This is a genomic window from Agromyces sp. GQ35 (assembly GCF_059758475.1).
The window spans coordinates 1,597,016-1,621,430 of sequence record NZ_JCAXEO010000001.1 but is presented as its reverse complement, the minus strand read 5'-3'; the positions used below and the strand labels follow the sequence as shown (position 1 = coordinate 1,621,430).

Here is a 24,415-nt window from a genome sequence, read left to right as displayed (position 1 = left end):
CGCCACTCACGCCGCGTGCGCTCGGCTAGCCTGAACGCATGGAGTCGAGGGTGGGGCCGGGCGCGCGCGAGGCGGTGTTCGCCCAGCTCGCCGACGCGGGCCGTGCCGAGCAGGTCGCCCAGCGCCTGACCGACGGCATCGTGCTCGGCGTGCTCGGAGCCGGCGAGCGCCTGCCGAGCGAACCCGACCTCGCCCGCCGATTCGGCGTCGCGCTCATCACCGTGCGCGAGGGACTCGGCATCCTGCGCGAAGCCGGTCTCGTCGAGACCCGCCGGGGCCGCGACGGCGGCAGCTTCGTCGTCGCCGACGACGCCGACCACCGCTCGCTCATCACGACCCGGCTGCGGGGCCTCGCGATGGTCGAGCTCAGCGACATGTCGGTGTACTTCGGAGCGATCCTCGCGGGCGTCGCCGAGCGAGCGTCCGAGCGGGCGTCGGCGACCGATGCCGAGCGCCTCGGAGCGTGGCTCGACGCGGCGGACTTCGGTGCCGCGGCATCCGCCCGCACGAATCAGGGCGGGTTCTTCCTCGAGCTCGCCGTGCTCAGCCAGTCGGCCAGGCTCGTGCGCGAGCAGATCCGCCTGCAGGCCGAGTTCGGCCCCTTGCTCCTGCTCGGCCTCGACGATGCAGCGGCGCGCACGGATGTCGCGGCGCACGACCACGCCATCATGCGCGCCGTCGCGGCCGGCCGCCCGGCGTCGGCGCGCGAGGCGGCCGGCGAGCTCGTGCGCGGGCTCTCCGAGCACCTGCTCGCCGCGAAGGCCCGCATCGAACGGGGAGGTGGTCTCGATGAGCCGATCAGCGCGTGAGGTCGCCGCCGGCGTCGGCGAGGTCTTCGCCGGCGTGTTCGACCTGCTCGCCGGGTGGCGGCGGCCCATCGAGGCGGTCATCGACGCGTCGCCCGAGGTGCGTCCCGCCGAGCTCGACACCGCCGTCTCAGAACTCGTGCTGCCCCGGCTGATCGAGCCGCATCCCTTGCTCGTGGGCGCCGGGTTCATCGCCGACGGCGAGATCGTGCGCGGCCGCGACGTGCACTTCGCCTGGTGGCTCGGCCCGCTCGAGGCCAACCCGGTGCTCGGCTCGACGACCGAGCCGACCCGACTCGATCTCTCGACGCGGGGCTACACCGAGTACCTCCGAGACTTCCGCGCGCTCGAGTGGTACTCGATCCCGGCATCGACTCGGCATGCGCACGTGACCGGGCCCTACGTCGACCACCTCTGCACCTGCGACTACATCCTGACGCTCACGATGCCGGTGCATTCCGTCGCACGCGCCAGCGCGACCGCCAGCACCACGACGGCCTCGACCGAAGTGGGGATGGTCGGCGTCGTCGGCGCCGACATCTCGGTGCGCCGCCTCGAGCAGGAGCTGCTCGGCGCGTTCCTCGAGGTGCCGGCGCCGCTCGCGCTCGTGAACGAGGCGGGCCGCGTGGTGCTCTCGACCGATCCGACGCTGCAGGTCGGGCAACTCGCCGATTCGGCGGCAGAGAGCGAGGCGTGCCCCGGCACCCCGTTCCGAGTGTTCGTCGAGCCCGCGGCATCCGGGTCGAAATGAATCATCCGTTGCTATATCTTTGACGTGAGCGTATGCACCGCGGCAGACGAAGCTCTGGCGTGTGTGCACCCGAGAAGGAGAACCCCATGAGCTATGCCGTGATCAATCCTGCAACCGGTGAGACCGTCAAGACGTATCCGACGATCACCGACTCCGAGCTCGAGAGCGCCATCGCCTCGGCCGACGAGACGCACCGCACCTGGTCGCGTTCGACCTCCGTCGCCGAGCGGGCCGCACTCATCCGCCGGGTCGGCGAGCTGCACCTCGAGCGTCGCGACGAACTCGCCTCGATCATCGTGCGCGAGATGGGCAAGCCCATCGAACAGGCCTACGGCGAGGTCGACTTCAGCGCCGACATCTACGCGTACTACGCCGACCACGCCGAGTCCCTGCTGAAGGACGAGCCGATCGAGCTGCTCGCCGGCGAGGGCTCGGCGCTCATCCGCCGCGGTTCGCTCGGCGTGCTGCTCGGCGTCATGCCGTGGAACTTCCCGTACTACCAGGTCGCCCGCTTCGCCGGCCCGAACCTCGTGATCGGCAACACCATCCTCTTGAAGCACGCCGAGCAGTGCCCCGAATCGGCGGCCGCGATCGAGCAGATCTTCCGCGACGCCGGCTTCCCCGAGGGCGCCTACGTCAACATCTACGCCTCGCACGACCAGATCGCCACGGTGATCGGCGACAAGCGCGTGCAGGGTGTCTCGCTCACCGGGTCCGAGCGGGCGGGTGCCGCGATCGCCGAGATCGCCGGCCGTCACCTGAAGAAGGTCGTGCTCGAACTCGGCGGCAGCGACCCCTTCATCCTGCTCTCGACCGACGACCTCGACGCGACCGTCGAAGCGGCCGTCGCGGCGCGGCTCGACAACAACGGGCAGGCCTGCAACGCGGCCAAGCGCTTCATCGTCGTCGACGAGCTCTACCAGCCCTTCCTCGACAAGTTCACGGCGGCGATCACCGCGGTCGAGACCGGCGACCCGACGAAGGAGGGCACCGGCCTCGGCCCGCTCTCCTCGGCGAAAGCGACCGAGACCCTCACCGAGCAGGTCGAGCGCGCCGTCGCGCAGGGTGCCACCCTCGTCGCCGGCGGCACTGCCGAGGGCAACTTCTACGCCGGCACCGTGCTCACCGACGTGAAGCCCGGCTCCGACGCGTTCCACGAGGAGTTCTTCGGTCCGGTCGCGCAGGTCTTCAAGGTCGCAGATGAGGCCGAGGCCGTGCAGCTCGCGAACGACACCCCGTTCGGACTCGGCTCGTACGTGTTCACGACCGACGCCGAGCAGGCGCTGCGCGTGGCCGACTCGATCGAGGCCGGCATGGTCTTCGTGAACGTCGTCGGCGCCGACGGCGCCGAGCTGCCGTTCGGCGGCGTCAAGCGATCGGGTTCCGGCCGTGAGCTCGGCCGCTTCGGCGCCGACGAGTTCGTCAACAAGAAGATGATCCGAATCGGCTGACGCGCGAAGCGCTGCACCGCGCCAGCACCAGAGAAGACGCGACCGGGATTTCGGTCGCGTCTTCTTCGTGCGCGAGGTGATGCGCCGCCCGACGCGCTCGAGCTCGCGCGCTAGACGCGGCGTCCTTCGTCGGGCGCCACCTCGTCGCCGATCGCGGCGGCGATCCTGCGCTGAATCACCCGGTCGTGCAGCGCCGGCCCGACCACCTCATCGTCATACACCTGCTCGCCCGCTCGGCTCGGGTCGAGCAGACGCCGCATGCCGGTGCGGGTCACTCGCTGGTCGAGCGCGGCGCTTCCGCTCAGGGTGAGCAGTGCAGCACCTTGGTCGAGCGCGGTGAGCAGCGCACCGACCTCGTCGGCGGACAGTTCTTCGCCTGGGGGCCGGGACTGCTCGGCGACCGCGGCGTAGGCATCGGTCAGCGTCGCCATCCGCTTGGCCAGTTCGACGGCCAAGCTCTCGTTGCGGGCGGCCGTCGCGATGAACTCGAGTGATGCGAGCGCGAAGCCCCGGATCGCTGCGACGACGTCATCACTGCCGTAGCGTCCGGCATCTGGTGCTTCCGGCTGCTCGAAGAGGTCCCACGAGCCGTCGGCGAGCGCCGTCTCGATGTTCGCGTCCATCACCGCGAGGAACAGCGTGGCCTTGCTCTCGAAGTTCGAGTAGACCGCCCCTTTGGAGAAGCCGGCCTCGCGCGCGATGAGCTCGAGATTCGCGCCGTGATACCCGTCGCGGGCGAACACCGCGCGCGCCGCCAGCACCAGCGCCTCCCGTGTCTGCCGCTGGCTCTCCTGCCGAGAGCGCGGGGAAGGGAGGTGGGCCATGCACCGATCATATTCGGAATCGATGCGTTGACATCCCTTCGGTATCGGAATACTGTCGGTATTCAGATACCCACAGTATTCGGAGGAATCATGGACCACGACGTCTTGCAGGTCGCGGGTCTCACGCGACGCTTCGGCACGACCGTTGCGAACGACGACCTGACCCTGCAGGTCCGCCCCGGCGAAGTCGTCGGCCTTCTCGGGCACAACGGCGCCGGGAAGACCACCCTCGTCTCGCAGATCGTCGGCCTGCTCCGGCCCGACTCCGGCACCATTCACGTCGGCGGAACCGACGCGATAGCGAGCCCGGCGGCGGCTCGACGCCACGTCGCGATGCAACCGCAAGCCCAAGCGCCGATCGATGGCCTGACGCCGCGAACGGCGATCGAGATCGCCGGCCGGATCCGCGGCCTGTCCGATCGGGATGCGCAAACAGCCGCCACCCACCTGGCGGAGGAGCTGGACATCGCCCCCTGGCTCGATCAGCGCGCACTGCCAGAGGGCCGCGGCCTGTCGGGTGGCATCAGGCGTCTCACCGCGTTCGCCATGACGGTCGCGGCACCCACTCCTCTCCTCGTGCTCGACGAGCCCACGAACGACATCGACGCCTCCCGCCGGCGCCTCCTGTGGGACGCCGTTCGCCGGCGGAGCGACGAGGGCGCCGGCGTCCTGCTCGTCACCCACAACGTCGTCGAGGCCGAACGGATCGTCGACGACCTCGTCATCCTGAATCGCGGCAAGGTGATCGCTTCGGGCTCTCCCGCGCAGCTTCGCGGCACGCGAGACGGCGACCTCCGCCTCGACCTGCAGCTCCCACCGGGCGGCGCAGACCCCACGGCAGATCCCCGCGAGATTCCCGTCACCGCGCTGCGTCTCGTGCGCACCGGCCGGCGCGTGCTGCTGACGGTGGCGGCGAGCGAGGCGGCTCCGGCCGTGACCTGGGCCACGGAGCTGCGCGCCCAGAACCGACTCGACGGCTACTCGCTGGGGCCGACCACACTCGAGGACGCCTACCTCTCGATCACCGCGCGCGAGACCGACAGCCCCACCCCGCACTCGATGTCTGCAGCATCCGTCCCCCTGGAGGCCCCGAATGTCTGAATCGCCCGCCGTGACCGAGGCCGCCGAACTCGCCGCACTCGAGCCCGGGCAGGCACCGCGCTCGGCTCGAGCCGTGAGCCTCTGGTCCAGCTACGGCACCCTGCTCCGCTGGACATTCGCGCAGATCGGCAGCCTGCTGCCGCTCGTCATCATCATCCAGGCCCTCCTCGCCGCCGGCATCATCATCGGGTTCGGGTTCCTCATCCCCGACATCGACTCGGCGACGGCGATGTTCCTCACGACGGGCGCCCCGACCGTGCTGCTCCTCACCATCGGGCTGGTGATCGTCCCGCAGGGTGTCTCGCGCGCTCGGGCCGACGGCACATTCGACTACATGCGCTCCCTGCCCATTGCACGGCCGCTGCTCTTCGCCGCCGACCTCACCGTCTGGCTGATCATCGCGCTGCCCAGCGTGGCCGTCGCGGTCATCGTGGGATGGCTGCGGTACGATCTCACCTTCTCCTTCGACTGGCCCGTGCTCGTTGCAGCGGCCCTCCTCATCACCGTGATGGCCACCGCGGTCGGGTATGCGATCGCTGTGACCCTGCGGCCGATGCTGGCGCAGTTGGTCGCCCAGGTGCTGGTGTTCTTCGTGCTCCTCTTCTCCCCCATCACCTTCGCCGAAAGCCAGCTCCCCGGCTGGTTCCAGACGGTGCACGACTTCCTCCCGCTGCGCCCCGGCGCCGACCTCCTGCGCGCAGGACTGGCGGCCGACACCTTCACGGCCGACGGCCGCGACCTGCTCGTGCTGTGCGCGTGGTGCGTCGCCGGAATCGGGATCACCATCCGGGCACTCGTCCGGCGGCGTTAGGCTCGATCTCATGAGCGCCGCACCGGTCACCGGGTACCTCCTGCTCCTCGGCGACCGCCCCCGCACCGCGGGCGCGGCGAGATGACGCCGACGCCATCGCTCCGGAGCATCCGCACCGAGGACTATCACACGGCCGGCGAGCCCTTCCGCATCGTGGCTGACGGGGCACCCGAGCCGCGTGGGGCGACCGTCGCCGAGCGCCGTCTCACCGCGATCGCCGACGTCAGCCCCGAGGGGCTCGACGCGGTGCGCCGGTTGCTCTGCTCCGAGCCGCGCGGCCACGCCGACATGTACGGCGGGTTCATCGTGCCGCCCGACGACGAGGGGGCGGACATCGGCGTGCTCTTCTGGCACAAGGACGGCTTCTCGACGGCGTGCGGCCACGGCACGATCGCCCTCGGCGTCTGGGCCGTCGAGACCGGCCGGGTCGCCTCGGACCCCGACGGATCGACCACCGTCACGATCGACGTGCCCTCCGGGCGGGTCACCGCCCGGGTCGAGCAGGTTGGCGGCCGGATCCGCCGGGTGACCTTCCGCAACGTCGCGTCGCACGTGATCGCCCGGAACGTTTCCGTGAGCGTCGCCGGCCGCGACGTCACCGCCGACCTCAGCTTCAGCGGTGCGATCTACGCCTCGGTGCCGGCGGCATCGCTCGGCCTCGAGGTGACTCCCGAACGGTACACCGCACTCATCGAGACGGGCCGCGCGATCAAGTGGGCGTTGAACGAGTCGCCGCTCGCGCAGCACGCCGACGATCCGCGCCTCTCGGGGGTGTACGGCACGATCATCTTCGACGATCTCGGCCGCACTCCAGACGGACCGCATCAACGCAACGTCACGGTCTTCGCCGACGGCGAGGTCGACCGCTCACCCTGCGGCTCGGGCACCGGTGCCCGCGTCGCGCTGCTCGCCGACGACGGCACGCTCGCCGAGGGCGAGACCCTGACGCACGACTCGATCGTCGGCACCCGGTTCACGGCACGTTTCGACCGAGCGGATGCCGCCGGCACGTCGATCCCGCACGGCAGCGTGATCCCCGAGGTGACGGGCATGGCCTACAAGACGGGCGAGCACAGCTTCGTGCTCGACGAGCACGACGAGCTCGGCACGGGGTTCGTGCTGCGATGACCGGCGCGCTCCCCTGGTTCGACGCCGAGCGCATCTTCGCGAGCGTCGGTTTCCCGGCCGCCATCGACGCCCTCGAACGAGCCCTCGCCGGCGGACACGACCCCGCCGCCGACCCGGCACGATCCGTCGTGCCCACGGAACACGGCCAGTTGCTGCTCATGCCCTCCGAGGTCGCCGGCGCCGCGGGCGTGAAGCTCGCGAGCGTCGCGCCGGGCAATCCCGCCCAGGGCCTCCCGCGCATCCAGGCGCTCTACGTGGTGCTCGACTCGGCGACGCTCACGCCGCGCGCGCTGCTCGACGGCACGGCGCTCACGACGCTGCGCACCCCCGCACTGTCGGCGGTGGCGGCTCGCCATCTCGCCGCCGAGGGTCCGGCCCGCCTGCTCGTGTTCGGGTCGGGCCCGCAGGCGTGGGGCCACGTGCACGCGATCGCCGCCGTGCGCACGCTCGACGAGGTCGTCGTGGCCGGCCGGTCGCCCGTTCGTGCCGAAGCGCTCGCGCACCGGCTCCGCGGTGAGGGGTTCACCGCCCGCACCGGCGCGGCGGGCGACGTCGGCGCGGCGTCGATCGTCGTCTGCGCGACGACCTCGGCGACCCCGGTCTTCGACGGCGCCGCCATCGCGGAGCACGCCCTCGTGATCGCCGTCGGTTCGCACGAGCCCGAACTGCGTGAGCTCGATGGCGCGCTGCTCGGCCGTTCGCAGCTCGTGGTCGAAGATGTGGCGACGGCACTCCGCGAGGCGGGCGATGTGATCCTCGCGATCGGCGAGGGCCGCACGAGCGCGGCGCAACTCGTTCCGCTGGTGCAGATCGTGCGCGGTGAGGCATCCGTCGACCGCACTCGACCGCGCGTCTTCAAGAGCGTCGGCATGGGCTGGGAGGATCTCGTCGTCGCGGCCGCGTGCCTCGATGCCGGCTAGCGCTTCGCCGACTTCTTCTTCTCGTCGATCTCGTCGCGCCGAAGCAGGATGATGCGGTCGACGAGCGAGTCGGGCAGCGGGTGCTCCGTCGTGAACCTGATCGTGCCCTTCGCCCAGGAGTAGCCGTCGAGCTCGCTCGAGATCGCCTCGATGACCGGCGGACTGTACGGGTAGAGCCCGATGTGGGTCTTCGCCTTCATGATGCTGAGCAGCGGCGAATCCCGATACCGCAGTGCCGGCATGCCGTAACTCACCCCTTCGACGGCGTCGGGCACGAGCGCGACCGCTCGCGCCCTGATGCGCTCGATGACGTCTCGATCGGGCTCCTCGAGCCCTGCGATGTAGTCGCTCACTTCCCCCATGGCCGACATGCTACGCCGAGCGGATGCCGCGGCATCCGCTCGCCCGCGCGCCTGCCGGAGAGGGCCGGCCTCATTTTAATCATGTGGGACTATAGCTTTATAACCGGATGTCTGGCTAAGCTGGCGCGACACCACGACGGAGTGGTGTCGTCGGCGAAGGGGGTGGCCGGCGTCGCGACGACCACTGGAAGGCAGCGATGTCCGAAGATCGCCAACCCGCACCGAGCCTCTCCGACGGCGAGCACCTCAGTGTGCTCGGCTACGAGGATTCGTTCAACCGATCGATGAGCCTCTGGGCGAACTTCGCCCTCGGGTTCACGTATCTCTCGCCCCTCGTGGGCGTCTACTCGCTCTTCGCCGTCGCCCTCTCGATCGGCGGGCCGCCCTCGATCTGGTGGATCGTCATCGTGGCCACCGGCCAGTTGCTCGTCTCGCTCGTCTTCGGCGAGGTCGTCTCGCAGTACCCGATCCACGGCGGCATCTACCCGTGGGCGAGACGACTCTGGGGCCGTCGCTACGCGTGGATGGCCGCGTGGGTCTACATCTGGGCGATGATCGTGACGATCACGGCTGTCGCCGAGTACGGGTCAGGCTTCGCTGCGAGCCTGCTCGGCATCGAGATCACGAACGAGTCGACGCTGTGGATCACCCTCGCCTTCCTCGCGATCGCCTTCGCGATCAACTTCTCGGGCACGAAGTGGCTGGCCCGTGTCGCCCGCATCGGGCTCGCCGCCGAACTCGTCGGCGTCATCGCCGTGGGCCTCTACCTGCTCGTGTTCCAGCGCAAGCAGGACTTCGGGATCTTCTTCGACAGCATGGGCGTCGAGGGCGACGGCGGCTACGGCGCCGCCTTCCTCGGGGCGGCGCTCGCCGGCCTCTTCCTGTTCTACGGCTTCGAGGCGTGCGGCGACGTCGCCGAGGAGGTCGAGAACCCGGCTCGGCGCATCCCCAAGGCGATGATGATGACGATCTTCGTCGGCGGCATCTCCGCGCTCCTCGCCTTCGCCGGCTACGTGCTCGCCGCTCCGGACCTCGGCTCGATCGTCGCCGGCGAGGACGCCGACCCGATCCCCGGCATCCTCGAGGCGTCGCTCGGCGTCGTCGGCGCGAAGGTCTTCCTGGTGATCGCGGTCACCGCGTTCCTCTCGTGCGTGCTGAGCCTGCAGGCGGCCGCGAGCCGGTTGCTCTTCTCCTTCGCGCGCGACGGCATGATCCCGGGCCACCGCTGGCTCGCCCGGGTCTCCCCGAAGAGCAAGGTGCCGACGAACGCGCTCATCGTCGCGTGCACGGTGCCGGCCCTCATCTGCGTGCTGATCTGGCTCAACAACGACCTGCTCGTGCCCATCACCTCGTTCGCGGTGCTCGGCATCTACGTCGCGTTCCAGATGGTCGTGCTCGCGTCGCTCCGCCAGCGACTCAAGGGCTGGAGGCCGGCCGGCCCGTTCTCACTCGGTCGCTGGGGCCTCGCCATCAACGCGATCGCCCTCGCCTACGGCGTCTTCGCCATGGTGCTGCTCGCGACGCCCGGCACCTCTGGCGACGTCCTCACGGACTACGTGGTGCTGATCGGCCTCGGCGTCGTGGCGATCACCGGACTGCTCTACCTCTTCATCGCGCGACCCGACCGCAAGTCGGACGCACCGTCGGGTGACGCGATCACCGTGGCCGAGGAGATCCGCCTGCGCACGGGCGCGAGCCGGGTGGTCGAGCGAATCTGACGGGCAGTGGCGGGCGCCCCCATCGAGCGCACGGATGCCTCGGCATCCGCGTCGCCCGATGGGGCGACCGGCGACGTCGACACCCTGCCGTGGTGATCGAGGAGGCACAGCACGAGCATGATCAGGCACGAGACGAGATAGAAGGTGTGCAGGGCCCAGATGGGGCCGAACGGCAGGCTGAAGACGTAGAGCGAGTAGACCACGTTGGCGGCGTTGATCATCGCGATGCTCGAGAGGCTGTACGACGAGACATCCCGGGTGCGCAGCGCCTTGCGCAGCATCGGCAGGTTGCTGATCGCGAAGACGACGGTCGAGACCGTGCCTGCGACCAGTGGGATGTCCATGCCCGCAACGGTAGGCGCGGGCGTCTCCCCGCCGCGTCGACCGAACCGTGCATCTTCGCGGGGCGAGCGGCGTGGGTCATCCTATGCACGACCCGCCGTCGAAGGCGCTCAGACGAGCCCGTTCTCGTACGCGTAGGCGGTTGCCGCCGCCCGGGTCGACAGGTCGAGCTTGCCGTAGATGTTGCTGAGGTGGCGCGCCACCGTCTTCTCGCTGAGCGAGAGGTTCGCGCCGATCGCCCGATTCGTCAGCCCGGTCGACACCAGCCGCAGCACCTCGAGTTCGCGCTCGGTGAGACGCCCTGAGCGGCGTTCACCGGTGAACCCGGTGACTTCTGCGAGCGCCGGCTCCGCGCCGAGCTCGAGGAACACGGCGCGAGCCGCGTCGAACTCGACTCGCGCGGCGGCCACTTCGCCCATCGCCAGGAGCGCTCGCCCGACCAGGAACCGGCTCCGCGCCACCTCATAGGGAGCAGCGAGCGCGCGCCAGGCATCGACGGCGGAGCGCGCCGGCACGAGCGCCGCCGTCGCGTCGCCCTCGGCCAGCAGAACCTGACCCTCCGCGAACGCCGCGAGCGCGGTGAACATCGGAGTCGGAAAGGAGGCCCCGAGCGTGCGGAGGTCGGCCAACGCCCGACGCGCTGCCGCAGCATCGCCCGCGGCCACCTCGACGTCGATCACCGCGCGCAACAGGTTTCGTCGGGTGAACGGGTCGGCCCCGGACGCGCTGCGTCGGATCTCCTCCTGCGCGCGCAGCACCTTCCCTTCGGCGAGCTGCAGCAGGGCATGACCCGGCTGGGGATCCCAGGAGGTCTCACTGGCTCGCCGGTAGGCGCCCTCGGCGGAGTGGAACGCACCGCGCAACCGCTGGAGTTCGGCGAATTGATACGGCGCCCCGAACGCCGCCCGGTAGTCGCCCGACCGGAATCGAGAGAGCGCGAGTTCGGTCTCGGCCGACGCCTCGGCCCAGGCTCCGTTCACGATGAACAGCGCAGCGCGAAGTGCTGAGCGTTGCCCGCTGAACGCCACGAGTTCGGGTTGACGACCGCACCAGTCGTCGAGCACCCTCGTCCACTCGATCACGTGCGCGAGCTCGAAACCCAGGTGGGCGTCACCGACCACCGTGCAGAGGATGATGCCCGACGCGATCGGCGAGACCTCGTCTCTGGCCACCGCCGCCACAGCTTCACCGAAGCAGGCGAACCCCTCGTGCTCCCTGCCCACCTCGATGAGGCACTTGCCCTGGCCGAACGATGCCAGGGCGGCGAGGTCGGCGTCGTGGAAGCGGTCGGCGACCTCGCCGATCTCCTGGAAGCGGCGTTGCGCGCCGAGTGGATCGCCGCTGGCGAGCTGCGCGACCGCCGGCGGAACCTGTACGAGCCCGGTCACGGAGCTCGGCTCGGTGAGCCCTTCGGCGAGCCGGAGGCCTCGCGGCACCCACTCGAAGTTGTGCGACATGTCGCCGAGCTCGATCTGATAGATCGAGAGCCACGCGGCCGTGCGCGCGGCGCCCACCGCGTCGCCGTTCGCGTGCGAGGCCTCATGCGCTCGGGTGAGGGCGGCGATCGCCGGCCCGGCCTCACCTCGCAGGAACGCCACCGTCGCGAGCAGTTCGAGGTCTGGGGCCGCCAGGCCGTCCGCCGAGTCGGCTCGGGCGAGGTGTTCAGCGGCCTCGGCCCAGCGCCGATGCGCGGCAGCCGTGCGGCCGGAGTCGAGTGCGCTGGACGAGGTCATGTCGCCTCCATCGGCGAGCGCAGTCCATTCGGGCCGGTGCTGGCAGCGCCCGTCATCGTACGGAACCGTACCGCCGACACCGCCCACCCGCAAGCGCCGACTCCCGTGTCAGCGCCCACTGTCGACGACCGTCTCAGCGCGGACATCCGTCACGACACCGCTGCGGGTCTCCGCACGCCGTCGTAGCATCGCGAGATGGACCGAGTGCAGGTCGGCGACCTCGAGATCACCTACCGCCGAAGCGGACGCGGGGTGCCGGTCGTCCTGCTCCATGGTGCCTTCGGTGATTCAAATGACTGGAGTGCTGACATCGCAGCACTCCAGGCCGATCACGATCTGATCGCCTGGGATGCCCCGGGGTGCGGCGGCTCGAGTGACGTGCCATCCGGCTGGACCGATGGCGCATGGACCGATGCGTTGGCAGGCTTCATCGCCGAGCTCGGCCTCGACCGTCCGGTCGTCTGCGGACTCTCCCTCGGATCCGTCATGGCGTTGCTGCTCGCCCGCGACCACCCGGAGGTACCGGGCGCACTCGTGCTCGCCGGTCCGTACGCGGGATGGGCCGGATCCCTCCCCACCGACGAGCTCGAGCGACGCATCGCAGCAGTCGAGTCCACGCGCACGGCGCCGGCTGAGGAATGGGTCGACGGATTCCTCGAGTCGGCCTTCGAGCGCGGTGCCACCCCCGAGCGTCGCGCGGCAGCGCGGCGGGCCGCGATGGCCTGGCGGCCCGAAACGACCGGCGCCCTCCTCGAAGCGTTCGCGCGGCTCGACCTTCGCCCGGCCCTGCCTGACATCCGCGTGCCGACGCTCGTGATCCGCGGCGAGGCGGACGCGCGGAGCTCGTCGTCGGCCGCAGGGGCGATCGCCCGTGCAATCCCCGGTTCGCAGTTCGCAGAACTCCACGGACTCGGCCACGACTGCACGGGGCCGGCGTTCGATGCCCGGGTGCGTGGGTTCATCGCGGGCATCAGCTGGTGATCGCGCCCCGTCTTCGGCCGCGATCCGTGCCGGAATCGCTGCTTTGGCCGCACCCACCGACGACGAAGGGCCCGCCGGCGAACCGACGGGCCCTTCGTGCTGGTCTCGATACGGCGCTCGCGCGCCTACTCGACCGGCGAATACTAGATGGCGTTGACGTCCAGCGGGATGCCGGGGCCGAACGTGGTCGACACGGCACCCTTCTGGATGTAGCGGCCCTTGGAGCTCGACGGCTTCAGGCGCAGCACCTCTTCGAGGGCGGCCTTGGCGTTCTCTTCGAGCTGCTCGATCGAGAACGATGCCTTGCCCACGACGAAGTGCACGTTGGCGTGCTTGTCGACGCGGAACTCGATCTTGCCGCCCTTGATGTCGGAGACGGCCTGACCGACGTTCGGGGTCACGGTGCCGGTCTTCGGGTTGGGCATGAGGCCACGCGGGCCGAGCACCTTGCCGAGACGGCCGACCTGGCCCATGAGCTCGGGGGTCGAGACCGCCGAGTCGAACGCGGTGTAGCCGCCGGCGACCTTCTCGATGAGCTCGGCGCCGCCGACCTCGTCGGCGCCCGCCGCGATCGCAGCCTCGGCAGCAGGGCCGGTCGCGAACACGATGACGCGAGCGGTCTTGCCGGTGCCGTGCGGGAGGATGACGGTGCCGCGCACCATCTGGTCGGCCTTGCGGGGGTCGACGCCGAGCTTCAGCGCAACCTCGATGGTCGAGTCGAACTTGACCGAGCCGGTCTCCTTCGCGATGGCGACGGCCTCCTCGGGGCTGTAGAACTTGCCGTCTTCGATCTTCTCGGCCGCGGCGCGGTAGGCCTTTGACTTCTGTGCCATGTTGTTTCTCCTTGAGAGAGTGTGGTCATCTGCGCCTGGCGGGCGCTGCCACTGATGCTGAGTTCTGGTGAGCGGATGCCGCGTGGCATCCGCCGGTCTCGGGTCTCGATACGCGCTTCGCGCTACTCGACCGACGAGACGAGGGGCCTATTCGACCGTGATGCCCATCGAGCGAGCGGTGCCCGCGATGATCTTCGACGCGGCGTCGAGGTCGTTGGCGTTGAGGTCGACCATCTTCGACTCGGCGATCTCGCGCACCTGTGCCTGGGTCAGCTTGCCGACCTTGGTGGTGTGGGGAACGCCGGAACCCTTGGCGACGCCGGCAGCCTTCTTGATGAGCTCGGCGGCGGGCGGGGTCTTCAGGATGAAGGTGAACGAGCGGTCTTCGTAGACCGTGATCTCAACGGGGATGACGTTGCCGCGCTGGGCTTCGGTCGCCGCGTTGTAGGCCTTGCAGAACTCCATGATGTTCACGCCGTGCTGACCCAGGGCCGGGCCGATGGGCGGGGCCGGGTTCGCGGCGCCGGCCTTGATCTGAAGCTTGATCAGACCGGTGACCTTCTTCTTCGGTGCCATGATTTCTCTCTTTCTGTTCGAACGCCCCGGTTGCCGGGGCACTCTCCCGCAACCCGGCCGTTCCGGGATGCGGTGATTTTGGGGATGTGCACGCAGGGCACAACCTGTCAATGATAGCGGAAGTCCAGCGGCCGAGTGGCGAAGCGTCTCGAGACCATGCGAGCTGGTCTCGAGACGCGCTTCGCGCTACTCGACCGGCGTTCTAGAGCTTGGTGACCTGGTCGAAGCTGAGCTCGACCGGGGTCTCGCGCTCGAAGAGCGAGACGAGCACGGTGAGCTTGCCGCTCTCGGGCTTGATCTCGCTGATCGTGCCGGGCAGACCCGCGAACGAGCCGTCCTTGATCGTGATGGTCTCGCCGACCTCGAAGTCGACCTCGGCGGGAATGGCGCGGGTCGCGCCGGCGGCCGCGCCGCCCTTCGCACCCTTGACGGGCGCGACGTCTTTGATCTCGACGAGGCTCTTCAGCATGCCGAAGGCCTCTTCGAACCGAAGCGGGGTCGGGTTGTGCGCGTTGCCGACGAAGCCGGTGACCCCGGGAGTGTGGCGGATGACCGACCAGCTCTCCTCGTTGAGGTCCATGCGCACGAGCACGTAGCCGGGGATGCGGACGCGCGTGACCATCTTGCGCTGACCGTTCTTGATCTCGACGACATCTTCCATCGGAACTTCGACCTGGTAGATGTAGTCGGCCATCGCCATCGACTCACGGCGCTGCTCGATGTTCGCCTTCACGCGGCGCTCGAAGCCCGCGTAGGAGTGGATGACGTACCACTTCCCGGGAAGGAACCGGAGCTCGGCGCGGAACTCCGCGTACGGGTCGGCCTGCTCCTCTTCTTCTTCGGTGACGGCCTCGACGGCGGCATCGGCCTCTTCGACGGAGTCGATGTCGAGGGCGTCGTCGATCACGGCGTCGGCCTCGGGATCGCTCGCTTCGGCCATGGCGTCGAGCACGGCGTCGAGATCGACGTTGTTACCCTCGTCGTCGACCACGTGCACGGCGAGGTGCTCGGCCGGTTCGACCGATTCCTCGGCCTGCTCGAGCGTGCTGCCCGTCTGCGCCTCGTCGTCTTCTGCCGACTGCTCAGCGGCCGTGGCCCAGTCGACGTCGTCGCGCTCAGTCCTTGACACTTCTTCTCAATCCTTTTCTCCGGTGCGCCAGCGGCGAACCGGATCCGTCGAACCCGAAGGTCCGATCAGACCCCCGGTGTTCCGAAGACGTACAGCACGACCCAGCCGAACACCTGATCGAACGCCCACACGATCGCCATCATGATGACGACGAACACGAGCACCACAGTCGTGAAACTGAGGAGCTCCTTGCGGGTCGGCGTGACGACCTTCTTGAGTTCGGCGATGACCTGCCGGATGAACAGGGCGACGCGTGAAAAGGGATTCCGACGCGCTGCGCGATCGCGCTTCGCATTGGCGACGACGTCTTCACTCGGCTCGTCGATTACTTTTCGTGCCACCTCGTACACCTTTCGTGGGCCGGCAATCGCTGCCGGCTCGCAGGGCGGACAGGACTCGAACCTGCAACCTGCGGTTTTGGAGACCGCTGCTCTACCAATTGAGCCACCGCCCTATGGAACGACCGGGTGACCGGAGCTGTTCCACTGATCGCCGAAGCCAGGGATTCGCTGCGTTTCTTCACCGGGTGAAAGCCCGAAAATAGGCGCAAAGAATCTTGGTTGACTTCAACAACCTCACCAAGTGTATGCGACGTCGAAGGCAGAGTAAAGCCGAGCGGATGCCGCTGCTGCTGCTGCCCCTTCGGCGCCCCGGCGACGCGCGAGAGGCACCTGATCGGCATAGATTGGACGCATGCCCATCGACCGCGCATCGCGTCTCGTGCCAGAGCCGCGCAGCAGCGCGGAGGTCACGGGCGAGCACTCGCAGTTCCGGCTCGATCTCGAGCGCATCAGGTTCTCGCCGTACTTCTCCCGCCTGTCGGCCGTCACCCAGGTGATCGCGCAACCCGGCGCAGGCCCGCTCATCCACAACCGCCTGACCCACTCCATCAAGGTGACGGCGGTGGCGCGCGCGATCGCGGTGAAGCTGACCGACGCCGCAGCGCCCACTCGCGCGTTCGCCCTCGAGCACGGCTGCGACGCCGTCGTCGTGCAGGCTGCGGCGAGCGCGCACGATCTCGGGCACCCGCCGTTCGGGCACCTCGGCGAACGCGTGCTCGACCGACTCTCACGCGAGACGCTGGGGTTGATCGACGGGTTCGAGGGCAACGCGCAGAGCTACCGCATCCTCACGGCCCTCGACGTCAGCGAGGGCGCGCCTCGTGGCCTGAATCTCACGGCCGCCGTGCGCACCGCCGTCGCGAAGTATCCGTGGACGAGGTTCGTCGACGGAGCAGCCCTCGGCGACGGACCGCTGCCGAGGGGACTTCGTCGCTCGGTGCAGGGGGTCGAGGTCGTGAAGTTCTCGGCCTACGGCATCGACGTGCTCGATCTCGACCAGGCGCGCGCTGGGCATCCGCCGATGCAGCAGTCGCTCGAGTGCTCGATCATGGACATCGCCGATGACATCGCCTACTCGATCCACGACGTCGACGACTTCTACCGCGCGGGCGTGCTGAGCCACGGCGCCGTGGCACGGGAGTTCCGCGGCTGGATGGCATCCGGCGCGGAGCTCCGCGAACTCGACGACGACGCCCTGTACGCCCGCACCGCACCGCCGGGCAGCGCGCTCGAGGGCCTGCGTCGCAAGTTCCGGCGCAGCGACGCGTGGGTCGCCGACGACGATGCGTTCGCCGATGCCGTACACGTCGTCGCCGACGATCTCGTCGACGGGCTGCTCGCCAGCCCCTTCGACGGTTCGATCGCGTCGGAGCGCGCGCTCTCGTCGTTCACGAACCGCTGGATCAGCCACCTGCAGTCCTCGGTCATCGCGGCACCGAGCGATGAGATGCGAGCCGGCCTCGTCACCCTCGATCGACGCGCGTGGCACGAGGTCGAGATCCTGAAGTTCGTGCACCGGCACTTCATCCTCGATCGGGCTGACATCGTGATGTACCAGCGCGGCCTCAGTCGTGTGCTGGCGCGAGCGGTCAAGGGACTCAGCGCCTGGGCGACCGACTCGCACGACCGCGACCGGGTGCCGCAACGTCTCAAGGAGCTCGTCGAGATCGCGACCGACGGCTACCTTCGTCTTCGCGAAGCGCGGCCCGACGGCATCCCGGTGCCCGACCCCGGTGACGTGCGCCGTCTCGGCGTGGGGCGCGGCGTGATCGACTACGTCGCCTCACTCTCCGACGACCAGGCCCTCGCGGTCTCCGAGGCCCTCGACGGCCGGCCCGATCGCCTGTGGGACATCGGCCAGAACCTCTGAGCGACCGCACGCGCGGGGCGGCCGTGCCGCTGGCGCGGTTCAGCCAGCCGCAGGCGTCGCCGCTTGCCGTCGAGCGCGCCACGGCAGCGCGAAGAGCACGCCCACGACCGCGATGATCGCTCCCGCGGCAGCCGCCCACCACGCCGAGTCCGCTGGCACGTCGAGGTAGACCGTGATGCCGAGGATGCGCGAGAGCCCCCACGGCAGCAACGCCATCTGGTCGTTCCACGCCGTGAGCGCCGCCTCGAGGCCGATCGCACCCACGAGCGCGCCGAACACGGCGAGCACCGCGCCGACTCCCGCGATCACGACCCCGGTCGCCCGACGCGCCCCGAGCTCGAGTGCGAGCGCCCATGCCGCCGCCACGACGACCCAGCCGAACGCGGCGAACGCGATCGTGATGTAGACGGAGCGGGCGAGCGGGTCGGTCCAGAAGTCGAACCAGTAGCCGCCGGGCCCGGTCGGGGCGAGCACCGCGAGCAGCAGCCCGACGCGCAGCGCGGCAGCGCCGCCGATCGCCGCGAGCACCGGCCACGCGGGGCGCCGGCCGAGCGCGAGCAGCACGACGAGCACGAAGACGAGCCAGGATCCGAGCGTCACGAGCAGGTGCGCGGGGGCGAGGAACCAGGTCTGGATGCCGCGGCTCGCGACGAGCAGCACCGCGGGCACCGCCACGAGGAGCACTCGATCGAGCGCGCCGAGATCGCGAGTCGCCTCGGCGGCACGCCACGGCCTCGTGCCCGCCACCCACATCGCCCGCGCGGCACGAGCGCCGGGCCAGCGCGCCCGGCTGTATCCCGCCGCGATGCCGTAGGCGAGCCACGCGGCCAGCAGCACGAGCAGGATCCGTGCCGCCCACGCCATGGGCAGGTCGCGCTCGGCCCGCTCGACCCCGAGCTCGGCCGCCGTGAGATTGAACGCCGGACGGTATGCGTCGCCGCCGTACACACGCTCGTGCTCGGCCGCCGAGACCCGGAACGCCCGCCGCGCGGCATCCCACTGCTCGTACGCCTCGCCCGAGCCGGTGTCGTGCCACTGCGCCTGCCGCAGCACCATCTCCCGGTAGTCGCCGAGCATCGCGTAGGTGTTCGCCTGGTAGTCGAGTGTGTCGAGGAACTCCGTGCGCATCGCGGGGTCCCGCCAGCTCGCGGCATCCGTCGCCTCGATGCGCTCGCGCATGCGGTCGACCGCGGCGATCGCGATGTCGCCGCCCTCGATCGCCTCGTCGAGACGGTCGCGGCTCACCTCGTAGATCACGTCGAGCACGGCGCTGTCGCCGGTGAGGATGTCCCACTCGAAGATCCACATCATGGGCGGGGGCTCGAGGCCGATCGCGAACACCCGGCGGTCGGCGAACGGCCCGATGTAGAGCCCCTCGGTGATGGCGGTGCGCGAGTCGGCCATCGCCTCGCCGATCGCGTGCACGGTGGCCGGGTCATCCGAGAACCAGCGTCTCGCCCAGTCGGCGGTGATCGCGGCGGGGTCGGCCTCGGGGTCGCGAGCGAGCCGCACGGCGAGCTCGGTGTTGAGCTCGTAGAGCTGCCAGAACCCGGCCTCGAGTTCGAGGGAGAGCGGGCCGGCGCGCCACGGCCCGCCGTCCTGCGTCCAGGTCCAGATGCCCTCGACCTGCGGATTCGCGGCGATGAACCGCTGCAGGGCCTGTTGGTACTGCACGCCGAGGTCGTTCGGGAACGCGCCGAAGTTCTCGAACTCCCGCCGGCTCTGGAACTCGACGATGCGGCGCTGGTCGCCGGTCTCGAGGGTGTCGTTGAACGGCAGGTGGCTGTAGAAGTCGCCGAGGGTGTACTTCGTCGAGACGACCAGCCGGTCGGAGTCGATGCCGTCGAGCACCGCGTGGTACGAGTCGGCGTTGGTGTGCATGTCGCCGACGGCACCGACCCCGACGCTCCAGCTGCGGAAGATCACCTCGCGATCGGCTCGCTCGGCCTGCGCGGTGAACGCCGTCAGCATGGCACGCACGGCGTCGACGGTCGTGACGCCGAGCTCGGAGTAGTAGTCCCAGCCGGGCAGGTCGTAAACGCGGCCGGCTTCGCCGATGCGGATGAGCACGCCGTCGAGGTAGGGCATGGACTCGTACAGTTCGTCGAGGCCCGCCGCGTAGACCTCCCAGAATTCGGGGTCGGATGTCGCGAGCCCGCCGAAGCGCTCGACGAGGTACTCCTCGAGCGGGGTCGTGAGCGCGAGCATGTCGGTGCGGAAGTACACGTCGAGTCCGAGGTCGTGCGCGTGCTGCCACATCGGGCCGAAGGCCTCGCGCATCGCATGGGCGCGTTCCACGTGGGTGTCGTCGGGCCCGTAGACGTCGTCACCGTCTCCGACGCCCTCGAAGGTGAGGTACTCGATGAATCCGGGGATCGCGATGGCGTTGTACCCCTCGGCGAGCGCGTGGCTCACGTACGCCTCGAACTCCGTACGCGCGACGGCGAGCGCGGTCTCGTCGATGAACGGCGCCTCGGCGAGGATGACGTCGGCGAACGCCTTCGAATTGTGGGAGTAGTCATCGCCGGCCGCCCACTCGGCCTCGTCGACAGTCACGCCGACCGCGCCGAGGTCGACCATGCGGAATCCGAGTCGCGAGTCGACGGTCTCGCCGAGCTGCCCCATCACCGATCGACCGTCGCGTACTGCGGCCGCGAGGTCGTACACGCCGAGTACCGCCCCGGCCTCGGATGCCGCGACGATGCGCAGCGCGTCGGGCGAGCCCTCGAGGCGGTACGACTCGTCGTCGGGATCGCCGTCGCCGACGGCGACCTCGAGCGTCGCCGTGCCTGCGGTGTTCTCGGCGTCACCCACCGCGTCGCGGAGCTCGCCGACCGCGAGATCCATGCGAACAGACGGCGGCGCCACCACGTCGGTGAACACCGGCGGCGCGACCGTGACCGTCTCGGGTGCGGAGACCAGCGTCTCGGCCGGGATGTCGGCGGGCTCACTGCGGATGCCGAGCTCGTCGCCGACGACGAACGCGACGCCGGCCCCGAGCGCGAGCAGCACTGCGAGCGCGACACCGACGGTCGCCGTTCGTCGGGTTCGCGTCATCACGCCGAGCAGCGTAACAAGATGTGGGACGTTCGTCCCAGTTAAATCTGCACGTGCGTCGTTCTATGCCCGGCCCCGCCCGGCGCGCTAGCGTGACGCCAGCACCATCTGCGCCGACGCAGATTCGCGCCGACGCTGCTTCGATGCGAAAGGGAGTAGCACCATGAGTGGTACGCAAGAAGATACGCGGGTGACCGGCTGGGTCGGTTGGGGAGTATTCGCGGCGATCATGCTCATCATCGCCGGCGGCTTCGACGTGCTGTACGGATTCATCGCGCTCGCGATGCCCGACAGCGCGTACCTCGTGACCGGCGGCGGCGCCCTGTTCATCTTCGACGTGCAGGGCTGGGGCTGGTGGCACGTGATCAGCGGCGCCCTGCTCGTGCTGGTCGGCGCCGCCCTCTTCTCGGGCGCGACGTGGGCACGCGTCGTGGCCATCATCCTCGTGATCATCAACGCCATCGGGCAGCTGTTCCTGCTGCCCGTGCAGCCGTGGTGGTCGCTCATCGTCCTCGCGATCGACTTCCTCGTGATCTACGCGCTCACGGTGCACGGCCGAGAGCTCAAGACCCGCGCCTGACGCGACACGTGCGACGGATGTCACGGGGCGGCTCGTGACATCCGTCGCACTGTCATGCGCGGCCCGTGCGCTCTAGGCTGGAAGTCGTGACTGAGAAGCCCCGCCTTTCCGCCCGAATCGCCGCCATCGCCGAGTCCGCGACCCTCAAGGTCGATGCGAAGGCGAAGGCCCTGCAGGCCGAGGGGCGGCCGGTCATTTCGTACGCGGCCGGCGAGCCCGACTTCTCGACCCCCGAGTACATCGTCGAAGCCGCACTCGCGGCGACGCACGACCCCAAGAACTATCGGTACACGCCCGCAGCCGGGCTGCCCGATCTGCGCGAGGCCGTCGCGGCGAAGACGCTGCGCGACTCGGGGCTCGAGGTCTCCCCCGGCCAGGTCGTCGTCACCAACGGCGGCAAGCAGGCCGTCTACCAGGCGTTCCAGACCCTGCTCGACCCGGGCGACGAGGTGCTCGTGCCGACGCCGTACTGGACCACGTATCCCGAGGCGATCAAGCTCGCGGGCGGGCGTCAGGTCGACGTGTTCGCCGGCGCCGAGCAGGACTACCTCGTCACCGTCGAGCAGCTCGAGGCCGCGCGCACCGACCGCACGAAGGTGCTGCTCTTCGTCTCGCCGTCGAACCCGACCGGCGCGCTGTACTCCGCCGAGCAGGTGCGGGCCATCGGCGAATGGGCACTCGAACACGGCATCTGGGTCGTCGCCGACGAGATCTACCAGAACCTCACCTACGCCGACGAGCCCGACGGTGTTCCGCCGCGCGCCGTCTCCATCGTCGAGGCCGTGCCCGAGCTCGCGAACCAGACGATCCTCGTCAACGGCGTCGCGAAGACCTACGCGATGACCGGCTGGCGACTCGGCTGGATGGTCGGCCCCGCCGACGTCATCAAAGGCGCCGCGAACCTGCAGTCCCACCTCTCGTCGAACGTGTCGAACATCTCGCAGCGCGCCGCGATCGCTGCCCTCAACGGCCCGCAAGACGCCGTCGAAGAGATGCGCCGCGCCTTCGACCGGCGCCGCCGCACGATCGTCGCCGAACTCTCGAAGATCGAGGGCGTCACGGTTCCGGTGCCGCAGGGCGCCTTCTACGTCTACCCCGACGTCTCGGGGCTCCTCGGCCGCGAGTGGAGCGGGGTCACTCCGACCACGTCGCTCGAGCTCGCCGATCTCATGCTCGAGCAGGCCGATGTCGCGGCGGTGCCCGGCGAGGCATTCGGCCCGAGCGGCTACCTGCGATTCAGCTACGCGCTCGGAGACGCACCCCTGCTCGAGGGCGTGCAGCGCCTGCAGCGGTTGTTCGCGTAGCGAACGCGCGTCTCAGCGCAGGGCACGGCGCGCCTCTGCGGCGAGCTCGTCGGCGATCGCGTCGAGCAGGGGCGAACGCAGGTTCCACTGCTGCCAGTAGAGGGGCACGTCGATCGGCGTGCCGCCGAGCCGCACGAGCTCGCCGCGATCGAGCTCGTCTGAGGACTGGAACGCCGGCAGCATGCCCCAGCCGAGCCCGAGCTTGACGGCCGTGGCGAAGTCGTTGGACGCCGGCACGTAGTGGCGCGGCGGGGTGTCGGGGTCGATGCCGACCGCCGAGAGGAATTCCCGCTGCAGGTCGTCGCGCCGGTCGAAGTCGACGAGGGGCGCCGACGCGAGCGCCGTGTCCGATCCGCCCGACGCACCCGACGCACCCGACGCATCCGGCGCGAGCGACCAGCGCGCGGCGAAGCCCGGCGTCGCCACGGCCTGGTACCGCATGACCCCGAGCGGGCGCACGAGGCATCCGGCCACCGGTGTCGCCTGCGAGGTGACCGCACCCATGACCGCGCCCGATTCGAGCAGGCCCGCCGTGAAGTCCTGGTCGTCGCGGTGCAGGTCGAAGACGACGGGAAACCGCTCGGCGACGCGCGCGAGTGCAGGCAGGAACCAGGTGGCGAGCGAGTCGGCGTTCACGGCGAGCGGCACCGAGACGGGGCGAGCGGATGCCTCGTCGAGGCCGAACTCGGCGAGCGCGTCGTGTTCGAGCAGCGCGAGCTGTCGAGCGAGCCGCACGATCGGAGCGCCCGCTTCGGTGACACGGGTGGGCTTGGAGCGTACGACCAGCACGCGACCGAGCTGCTGCTCGAGTGCCTTCACCCGCTGCGAGACCGCCGACGGCGTGACGCGGAGTCGTCGGGCGGCCGCGTCGAAGGTGCCCTCGTCGATGACGACGGCGAGGGTGCGGGCGAGGTCCAGTGGAATCTTCATCTGAAGCAATACTAATGGTGATGCAGAAACCTGAGCTGGATTGATGGTGTCGCGCGCCGTACCGTCGATCTCGTGCTCATCTCGCCCGTTCTCGCCGGCTTCGGTCTCGGCCTGTCGCTCATCATCGCGATCGGCGCGCAGAACGTCTTCGTGCTGCGGCAGGGAATTCGCCGCGAGCACGTCTTCGTCGTGGCCGCGATCTGCGCGCTGAGCGATCTCGCGCTGATCATGGTCGGCGTCTCGGGCATCGGCGCCGTGCTCACGGCGGTGCCGTGGCTCGTCGAGGTGATCCGCTGGGCGGGTGCCGCGTTCCTCATCGCGTACGGCGCGCTCGCCGCGCGGCGAGCGCTGCGCCCGAGCGGCGAGGCACTCGTCGCCGGCGGCGATGCGGCGCAGGCGACGGATGCCACGGGGCAGGTGGACGCCCGGGTCGGGACACCCGCGGCATCCGCCGGCACCGCGGCATCCGCTTCGTCGACGGCGACGGCAACGCTCACCCGCCCCTCGACGAGCCTCGCGACGGCCGTGCTCACCTGCCTCGCGCTGACCTGGCTGAACCCGCACGTGTACCTCGACACCGTCTTTCTGCTCGGCTCGGTCGCCAACACGCACGGCGACCACCGCTGGTGGTTCGCGGCCGGCGCCGGAGTCGCGAGCATCGTCTGGTTCTTCGGGCTCGCCTACGGTGCGCGGCTCCTCGGCGGGGTGCTCGGCAGCCCGCGCGCCTGGCGCGTACTCGACGGCCTGATCGCGGTCGTCATGGTCGTGCTCGGCGTGCTGCTCGTACTGCCGCACTGAGTGCGCGCGGCGACGCCTCGACATCGCTGCGGCATCCACCGACCGGTGGATGCCGGAATCGAACGGTCG

The 24,415-nt window shown here is 69.8% G+C and carries 23 protein-coding genes and 1 tRNA gene; 13 read left to right on the top strand and 11 right to left on the bottom strand.

Translation table 11 applies throughout. The features are described from left to right. The first annotated feature begins 38 nt into the window (after window positions 1–38). The 3 genes from AC6CH0_RS07535 to AC6CH0_RS07525 all read left to right on the top strand — a co-directional run bounded on the left by AC6CH0_RS07535 (window position 39) and on the right by AC6CH0_RS07525 (window position 3,008). Window positions 39–809, top strand: a complete 771-nt coding sequence (locus tag AC6CH0_RS07535; protein WP_498099313.1) for a FadR/GntR family transcriptional regulator — start codon at window positions 39–41, stop codon at window positions 807–809. Then, window positions 790–1,557, top strand: coding sequence for a PDC sensor domain-containing protein (locus AC6CH0_RS07530; RefSeq protein ID WP_498099311.1), 768 nt, complete (start codon window positions 790–792; stop codon window positions 1,555–1,557). The genes AC6CH0_RS07535 and AC6CH0_RS07530 overlap by 20 nt, the downstream gene beginning before the upstream one ends. An 86-nt stretch (window positions 1,558–1,643) precedes the next feature. Further along, window positions 1,644–3,008, top strand: coding sequence for an NAD-dependent succinate-semialdehyde dehydrogenase (locus AC6CH0_RS07525; protein ID WP_498099309.1), 1,365 nt, complete (start codon window positions 1,644–1,646; stop codon window positions 3,006–3,008). A 110-nt stretch (window positions 3,009–3,118) separates the two neighbouring features. On the opposite strand, the gene AC6CH0_RS07520 is transcribed toward AC6CH0_RS07525, so the two are convergent. After that, a complete protein-coding gene (locus tag AC6CH0_RS07520; RefSeq protein ID WP_498099307.1) occupies window positions 3,119–3,931 on the bottom strand; it encodes a TetR/AcrR family transcriptional regulator in 813 nt (270 codons plus the stop codon). Here AC6CH0_RS07520 and AC6CH0_RS07515 point away from each other — a divergent pair. The 4 genes from AC6CH0_RS07515 (at window position 3,923) to AC6CH0_RS07500 (ending at window position 7,792) form a co-directional block, all read left to right on the top strand. Next, window positions 3,923–4,933, top strand: a complete 1,011-nt coding sequence (locus AC6CH0_RS07515; RefSeq protein WP_498099305.1) for an ABC transporter ATP-binding protein — start codon at window positions 3,923–3,925, stop codon at window positions 4,931–4,933. The two genes, AC6CH0_RS07520 and AC6CH0_RS07515, sit on opposite strands and share 9 nt — an antisense overlap. Further along, window positions 4,926–5,744: an ABC transporter permease gene (locus tag AC6CH0_RS07510; protein WP_498099303.1), complete on the top strand. Its 819-nt coding sequence runs from the start codon at window positions 4,926–4,928 to the stop codon at window positions 5,742–5,744. Before AC6CH0_RS07515 ends, AC6CH0_RS07510 begins: the two co-directional genes overlap by 8 nt. Before the next feature lie 81 nt (window positions 5,745–5,825). Further along, the gene (locus tag AC6CH0_RS07505) at window positions 5,826–6,872 is read left to right on the top strand and encodes a proline racemase family protein (RefSeq protein WP_498099301.1); all 1,047 of its coding nucleotides are present in this window, start codon (window positions 5,826–5,828) and stop codon (window positions 6,870–6,872) included. Next, window positions 6,869–7,792 carry an ornithine cyclodeaminase family protein gene (locus AC6CH0_RS07500; protein WP_498099299.1) on the top strand — a complete coding sequence of 308 codons (924 nt, stop codon included), beginning with the start codon at window positions 6,869–6,871 and terminating at the stop codon, window positions 7,790–7,792. Before AC6CH0_RS07505 ends, AC6CH0_RS07500 begins: the two co-directional genes overlap by 4 nt. On the opposite strand, the gene AC6CH0_RS07495 is transcribed toward AC6CH0_RS07500, so the two are convergent. Continuing rightward, on the bottom strand, window positions 7,789–8,154 hold the full coding sequence (locus AC6CH0_RS07495; RefSeq protein WP_498099297.1) for an iron chaperone: 366 nt from the start codon (window positions 8,152–8,154) through the stop codon (window positions 7,789–7,791). The genes AC6CH0_RS07500 and AC6CH0_RS07495 overlap by 4 nt on opposite strands. A gap of 197 nt (window positions 8,155–8,351) precedes the next feature. Here AC6CH0_RS07495 and AC6CH0_RS07490 point away from each other — a divergent pair, with 197 nt between their 5' ends. Beyond that, window positions 8,352–9,872, top strand: coding sequence for an APC family permease (locus AC6CH0_RS07490; protein ID WP_498099295.1), 1,521 nt, complete (start codon window positions 8,352–8,354; stop codon window positions 9,870–9,872). On the opposite strand, the gene AC6CH0_RS07485 is transcribed toward AC6CH0_RS07490, so the two are convergent. Beyond that, window positions 9,755–10,216 (bottom strand): hypothetical protein, encoded by a 462-nt coding sequence (locus tag AC6CH0_RS07485; protein ID WP_498099293.1) that lies wholly within the window; start codon window positions 10,214–10,216, stop codon window positions 9,755–9,757. The genes AC6CH0_RS07490 and AC6CH0_RS07485 overlap by 118 nt on opposite strands. Window positions 10,217–10,324: 108 nt before the next feature. Beyond that, window positions 10,325–11,947, bottom strand: coding sequence for a LuxR C-terminal-related transcriptional regulator (locus tag AC6CH0_RS07480; protein ID WP_498099291.1), 1,623 nt, complete (start codon window positions 11,945–11,947; stop codon window positions 10,325–10,327). A 195-nt stretch (window positions 11,948–12,142) separates the two neighbouring features. On the opposite strand from AC6CH0_RS07480, the gene AC6CH0_RS07475 reads away from it, so the two are divergent. Continuing rightward, the gene (locus AC6CH0_RS07475; RefSeq protein WP_498099289.1) at window positions 12,143–12,928 is read left to right on the top strand and encodes an alpha/beta fold hydrolase; all 786 of its coding nucleotides are present in this window, start codon (window positions 12,143–12,145) and stop codon (window positions 12,926–12,928) included. Window positions 12,929–13,071: 143 nt separating this feature from the next. Here AC6CH0_RS07475 and rplA read toward each other — a convergent pair whose 3' ends face one another. The 5 genes from rplA to AC6CH0_RS07450 form a co-directional block, all read right to left on the bottom strand. After that, a complete protein-coding gene (gene rplA, locus AC6CH0_RS07470; protein WP_498099287.1) occupies window positions 13,072–13,761 on the bottom strand; it encodes a 50S ribosomal protein L1 in 690 nt (229 codons plus the stop codon). Between the two features lie 147 nt (window positions 13,762–13,908). Further along, on the bottom strand, window positions 13,909–14,337 hold the full coding sequence (rplK, locus tag AC6CH0_RS07465; RefSeq protein ID WP_022891467.1) for a 50S ribosomal protein L11: 429 nt from the start codon (window positions 14,335–14,337) through the stop codon (window positions 13,909–13,911). A gap of 202 nt (window positions 14,338–14,539) precedes the next feature. After that, window positions 14,540–15,466, bottom strand: coding sequence for a transcription termination/antitermination protein NusG (gene nusG, locus AC6CH0_RS07460; RefSeq protein WP_498099285.1), 927 nt, complete (start codon window positions 15,464–15,466; stop codon window positions 14,540–14,542). Between the two features lie 65 nt (window positions 15,467–15,531). Then, window positions 15,532–15,807, bottom strand: a complete 276-nt coding sequence (gene secE, locus AC6CH0_RS07455) for a preprotein translocase subunit SecE (RefSeq protein ID WP_026481805.1) — start codon at window positions 15,805–15,807, stop codon at window positions 15,532–15,534. Window positions 15,808–15,847: 40 nt separating this feature from the next. Next, window positions 15,848–15,920, bottom strand: a tRNA-Trp gene (locus tag AC6CH0_RS07450). A gap of 239 nt (window positions 15,921–16,159) precedes the next feature. Here AC6CH0_RS07450 and AC6CH0_RS07445 point away from each other — a divergent pair. Beyond that, window positions 16,160–17,677, top strand: coding sequence for a deoxyguanosinetriphosphate triphosphohydrolase family protein (locus tag AC6CH0_RS07445; protein WP_498099283.1), 1,518 nt, complete (start codon window positions 16,160–16,162; stop codon window positions 17,675–17,677). A 39-nt stretch (window positions 17,678–17,716) separates the two neighbouring features. Here AC6CH0_RS07445 and AC6CH0_RS07440 read toward each other — a convergent pair whose 3' ends face one another. Next, window positions 17,717–20,734, bottom strand: coding sequence for a hypothetical protein (locus AC6CH0_RS07440; protein ID WP_498101066.1), 3,018 nt, complete (start codon window positions 20,732–20,734; stop codon window positions 17,717–17,719). Between the two features lie 190 nt (window positions 20,735–20,924). Between AC6CH0_RS07440 and AC6CH0_RS07435 the strand changes: the two genes are divergently transcribed. Further along, the gene (locus AC6CH0_RS07435) at window positions 20,925–21,314 is read left to right on the top strand and encodes a DUF7144 family membrane protein (RefSeq protein ID WP_498099281.1); all 390 of its coding nucleotides are present in this window, start codon (window positions 20,925–20,927) and stop codon (window positions 21,312–21,314) included. Between the two features lie 86 nt (window positions 21,315–21,400). Beyond that, window positions 21,401–22,618: a pyridoxal phosphate-dependent aminotransferase gene (locus AC6CH0_RS07430; RefSeq protein ID WP_498099279.1), complete on the top strand. Its 1,218-nt coding sequence runs from the start codon at window positions 21,401–21,403 to the stop codon at window positions 22,616–22,618. A 12-nt stretch (window positions 22,619–22,630) separates the two neighbouring features. Here the strand turns inward: AC6CH0_RS07430 and AC6CH0_RS07425 are convergent, their stop codons facing one another. Then, the gene (locus tag AC6CH0_RS07425; RefSeq protein WP_498099277.1) at window positions 22,631–23,548 is read right to left on the bottom strand and encodes a LysR family transcriptional regulator ArgP; all 918 of its coding nucleotides are present in this window, start codon (window positions 23,546–23,548) and stop codon (window positions 22,631–22,633) included. 78 nt (window positions 23,549–23,626) lie between these two features. Between AC6CH0_RS07425 and AC6CH0_RS07420 the strand changes: the two genes are divergently transcribed. Next, window positions 23,627–24,346, top strand: a complete 720-nt coding sequence (locus AC6CH0_RS07420) for a LysE/ArgO family amino acid transporter (protein ID WP_498101064.1) — start codon at window positions 23,627–23,629, stop codon at window positions 24,344–24,346. Window positions 24,347–24,415: the final 69 nt, after the last annotated feature.